The 4742-nt window shown below is 61.1% G+C and carries 3 protein-coding genes; 2 read left to right on the top strand and 1 reads right to left on the bottom strand.

Features of this window, described 5'->3' with window-relative positions; genetic code table 11:
• Nucleotides 1-398: 398 nt before the first annotated feature.
• The gene (locus tag AC1DWF_RS30340; protein WP_476789063.1) at nt 399-2690 is read left to right on the top strand and encodes an Orn/Lys/Arg family decarboxylase; all 2292 of its coding nucleotides are present in this window, start codon (nt 399-401) and stop codon (nt 2688-2690) included.
• A 14-nt stretch (nt 2691-2704) separates the two neighbouring features.
• A complete protein-coding gene (gene adiC, locus AC1DWF_RS30335; RefSeq protein WP_476789064.1) occupies nt 2705-4222 on the top strand; it encodes an arginine/agmatine antiporter in 1518 nt (505 codons plus the stop codon).
• 153 nt (nt 4223-4375) lie between these two features.
• Here the strand turns inward: adiC and AC1DWF_RS30330 are convergent.
• On the bottom strand, nt 4376-4742 hold a 367-nt coding region (locus tag AC1DWF_RS30330; protein ID WP_476842445.1), incomplete at its 5' end, for a DAK2 domain-containing protein.

Below are 4742 nucleotides of genomic sequence, written 5' to 3'. Positions count from 1 at the left end.
TCGTGAACTCCCACCCAGAATGCGCCAAAGACCTGCCACAGCCGCAGTTTTTGCGCACAGATCATGCGRTATTTGCGGCGACAGCCCAGGTGAACCTGCCTAGCCTGCCAGCGCAACTTGTCGTTTGAAGCAAGACAATTGCCGAAAGCAACATGTTTGATCTGAAGGAACGGATGGTAGTTCGGTCGCTGTGGAATGTAATCGATGGTTTATTTAACGATTAACTTGGTTTCGTGCTGAGAAGTTTTTGAATCAAGATTACCTCTACCTCAAGCGTCACAGCAAAAATCCCGCCGCAAGTGAGCAACTGCCCCGCAGTGCGGCAATAAAATTGTTATCGGCCGGCGGCAAGCAGCCGTTGGCTATGCGGAACTTTGTCCGCACGAAAGGAGTATGGCATGTCGACACGATCAAGTCTGAGGTTCGCTATGCGAGCGCTTCTCGTCCGCGAGCGTTTCGATCAGGGGTCGGCGGCAGGGCGCGCCGTCACCAATTTGGTTGAAGAACTCGAACGACGCGAGATCGAAGTTGTGCTCTCCACGCATGTCGAGGATGCCATCGCCATCGTCAGCACCGATCCGACGATCCAGTGCCTGCTGCTCGATTGGGATCTCGACGACGGCGATGACCATGGCGCAGCCGGCCTGGTGCTTGATGCCATGCGGGAGTTCAACGGGGATGTGCCGATCTTCCTGCTGGCCGATCGCAGCGCCGCCTCCACCATCTCCGCCGATGTCATGACCAAAGCGGACGATTTCATCTGGCTGCTCGAAGACACCACCGATTTCATTGGTGGACGCGTGCTGACCGCGCTGCAGCGTTATCGTTCCGCAGCGCTGCCTCCGATGTTCGCGAAGTTGGTCGAATTCGCGCAGACCTATAAATATTCCTGGCACACGCCTGGGCATACCGGCGGCACCGGTTTCCTCACCTCGCCCGTCGGTCGCGCCTTCTTTGAGTTTTTCGGCGAAAGCCTTTTCCGCTCGGACCTGTCGATTTCGGTCGGCGAACTGGGCTCGCTACTGGATCACAGCGGCGCGATCGGAGCCGGCGAACGCTACACCGCGAAGGTCTTCGGCGCTGACCGCAGCTACTACGTCACCAACGGGTCCTCGACATCGAACCGGGTGATCCTGATGGCAAGCGTGACGCGCGATCAGGTGGCGTTGTGCGACCGCAACTGTCACAAGTCGGTCGAGCATGCGATGACCCTGTCAGGCGCCATCCCTTGCTATCTGATGCCGACGCGCAATGCGCTCGGTCTCATCGGGCCGATCCCACCCGAACGGCTGACGCCAGCGGCGCTCCGCCTGCTGGTGACCGAAAATCCGCTGGTGAAGGAAGGTCCCGACGCCAAACCCGTCCACGCCGTCATCACCAATTCCACCTATGACGGGCTTTGCTACAACGTCGCGCGGCTCGAAGAGCTGATGGGCGAAAGCGTCGACCGCCTGCATTTCGACGAGGCCTGGTACGCCAATGCGCGTTTCAACCCAATCTATCGCGAGCGTTTTGCCATGCATGGCGAGGCTTCGACGCGCGATCGCACCAAGCCCAGCGTGTTCACCACCCATTCGACGCACAAGTTGCTGGCAGGCCTCTCCCAGGCTTCGATGATCCATGTACGAGATGGCCGCAACCCGATCGATCATGCGCGCTTCAACGAGGCGTTCATGATGCACGCCTCGACCTCGCCGAACTATCCGATCATCGCCTCGAACGATGTCGCAGCGGCAATGATGGACAGCTCCGGCGAGAAGCTCACCGGTGCCTCGATCCGCGAGGCCATTGCCTTCCGCCAGATGATCGCCCGGCTGAATGCCGAGATCGCGGAAGAAAACGGCTGGTTCTTCGACATCTGGCAGCCGCCTGAAGTGATCGATGCGCGTGGCCGCAAGGTGCGCTTCCACGAATGCGATGCTGCCTATCTGGAACGCGAGGCATCCTGCTGGCATCTCGCGCCCAACGCCGACTGGCACGGTTTCGGCAACCTTGAGCCGGGCTATTGCATGCTCGATCCCATCAAGGTTTCGATCCTGACTCCAGGCATGGATGCATCCGGCGATCTCCGCGCGGTCGGTATTCCCGCCAACGTTGTCACCGCTTATCTCGCGGGGCGCGGTATTGTAGTCGAAAAGACCACCGACTTCACGATTCTCGTCCTCTTCTCGCTCGGCGTCACCAAGGGGAAATGGGGCACACTGGTCAACGCGCTGCTCGACTACCGCAAGGACTACGACGCCAACACACCGCTCGAGCGTGCAATCCCAAGCCTCGTCGCAGATCACGGCGACCGGTATGGCGGCATGGGGCTGCGTGATCTAGCCGACCTGATGTTCGCCGCCATGGTCAAGTTCAACACCACTCGAACCATGTCTGAGGCATTCGAAATCCTACCGATGCCCGACATGAGCCCGCTTGCCGCCTATGAGGAACTGGTTCGCGGCAATGTCGAGAACGTGACACTCGAGGAGCTTGCGGGCCGCACGCTTGCGACAGGTGTCGTCCCTTACCCGCCGGGCATCCCGCTGATGATGCCGGGCGAAAATGCGGGTCCGGCCGACGGCGCGCTTATCGGCTACCTCAAGGCGCTGGAAGCCTATGACCTGAGCTTCCCCGGCTTCACCCACGATACTCACGGCGTCGAGGTCGAAGACGGCGTCTACCACGTCCTCGCGGTCAAGCACTGAGGGGAGCGATCAAGATGGCTAAAGAAAGCACCACGTCCGGCGGAGCCGGCAAGATGGGACTGGTTCCCGCGACCTTGATGGTCGCGGGCAACATGATGGGTTCGGGCGTCTTCATGCTCCCGGCCAATCTTTCGGCGATAGGCAGCATCGCCCTGATCGGTTGGCTGCTGACGGTGGTGGGCGCGGTCGCGCTCGCCCTTGTTTTCGCCAAGCTTGCGGCGATCGACCCCGCCGCGGGAGGACCTTACGCCTACACACGCAAGGCGTTCGGTGACTACATGGGCTATCAGACCAATATGGTCTATTGGCTCGCGCTGGTCGTCGGCAACGTCGCGCTCGCCGTCGCCGGGCTGGGATATCTTTCGCACTTTTTCCCGGTGCTGAAGGTGCCGGTCGTGCTGGCCTTTGGCTCGATCGGGGTGATCTGGTTTTTCACCTACGCCAACATTCTCGGTCCCCGGCTCGTCGGACGGCTTCAATCCTTCACCACCGTCTTCGCGTTGATCCCGATCTTCGGCACGGCGCTGTTCGGCTGGTTCTGGTTCAGCGCCGACACCTATGCGGCAGCGTGGAACGTCTCGGGCAAGAGCGACATGAGCGCGGTGATGGCTACGCTCACCTTCACGCTTTGGGCCTTCATCGGGGTCGAGAGCGCCTCGGTGTCGGCGGGCGTCGTTGAAAATCCGTCGCGCAACGTTCCAATCGCCACAGTGGCCGGGGTCGTGCTCGCCTCGGTGGCTTATGTGTTGAGTTCGTCGGTGATCATGGGCATGATCCCCAACAAGGATCTTATCGCCTCATCCGCGCCATTCGCGGACGCCGCCCGGATCGCGCTTGGCGACGTCGCCGGCGGCACGGTCGCGTTGTTTGCCGCAGTGGGTTGCCTCGGCTCGCTTGCGGGATGGACCCTGCTTGCGGGACAGTCGGCCAAGGCGGCAGCGGATGACGGGCTTTTCCCCGGCGTTTTCGCGCGCGTCAATAGGCACGGCGTGCCGTCGATCGGGCTCGTGATCGTGGCTGGGTTGATGAGCGTCCAGGTGTTCGCCACCATGTCACCCACTGCAAGCGAGCAGTTCGGCAAGATCGCGTCGATCGCGGTGATCATGACCCTGCTTCCCTACATCTACTCGGCGGTTTCGATACAGGTCCTAGGCTACCGAAAGATGCCTTCCAGCCAGTATACCTTCTTTGTCGCGGCAGGCCTGATCGGCGCTGTCTATTGCATGATCGCGCTGGTGGGATCCGACGGTCAGCAAACGCGCTGGTCGCTCATCTTCGTGATCGCCACCATGGTCTTCTACTCCGCCTCGATCACTCGTAAGCGCGACATCGAGGAAAAGCACCTCCATCCGGGTGGACGTGCACCCGTCTGGGTACGGTACCTGGCGCTCGGCGTGACGATAGCTGCTCTGGTTGCGATGTTCTGGCTCTCGGTCGGCCGCTACAGCGACCTCAATCTGCGATCACGGTCGCTGACCCCGCCAGAGGCTTCAGAAACGATGGAGATGATCGTACCACCGATGAAGCCGTAATACCCCAGATTGAACCGGCCCCGGCGGTTATGCCGCTGGCGCCGGCTTTGCATGACCAGGTGTGAGCATTCAACAGTGGTTCCCCAACTTGCTTCGCACCGGGGCGGTGGAACCCCGGTGCGTTCCTGCATCTGCTGTCGATGGTGTACCCAGTCAGGTGTTTGTAGCCAGCCGTTCGAACAATCGGGCCACGGCCTCTGCTCCCGGGTCGACGTTCCCGACCAGCTGCTCCGAACTCACATAGGCCGCCCTACCTGCATTGGCCTCCTTCATCTCGGCCGTCTTGTTTGCCCCGGCGCGCGCCCTGTGGGCGGCAATCACGAGCCCCTCATCGAGACCTTCGAGTGCGGGTGCAAGCGCATCCACGAGCGTTCTATCGCCAAGACGAGCACCGCCCACTTCCTGCAAGCGCTCGAGCCCGATCTTTAGTGCGCCATTAAGCGAGTAACCGCTTGATGCAGCGTCGCCGGCCGCAGCGAAGAAGATTGCCAGCAACACGCCTGAGGACCCGCCCATGGTC

The sequence above is a fragment of the Aminobacter sp. P4_D5 genome, assembly GCF_056401815.1.
The sequence above is the reverse complement of the archived record's forward strand: the minus strand, read 5'-3'. Positions and strand labels throughout refer to the sequence as shown.

What these genes read in the sequence shown, in the direction of transcription:
- AC1DWF_RS30340 (WP_476789063.1), top strand. Translation starts at nt 399, where the DNA reads ATGTCGACACGATCAAGTCTGAGGTTCGCTATGCGAGCGCTTCTCGTC.
- adiC (WP_476789064.1), top strand. Translation starts at nt 2,705, where the DNA reads ATGGCTAAAGAAAGCACCACGTCCGGCGGAGCCGGCAAGATGGGACTG.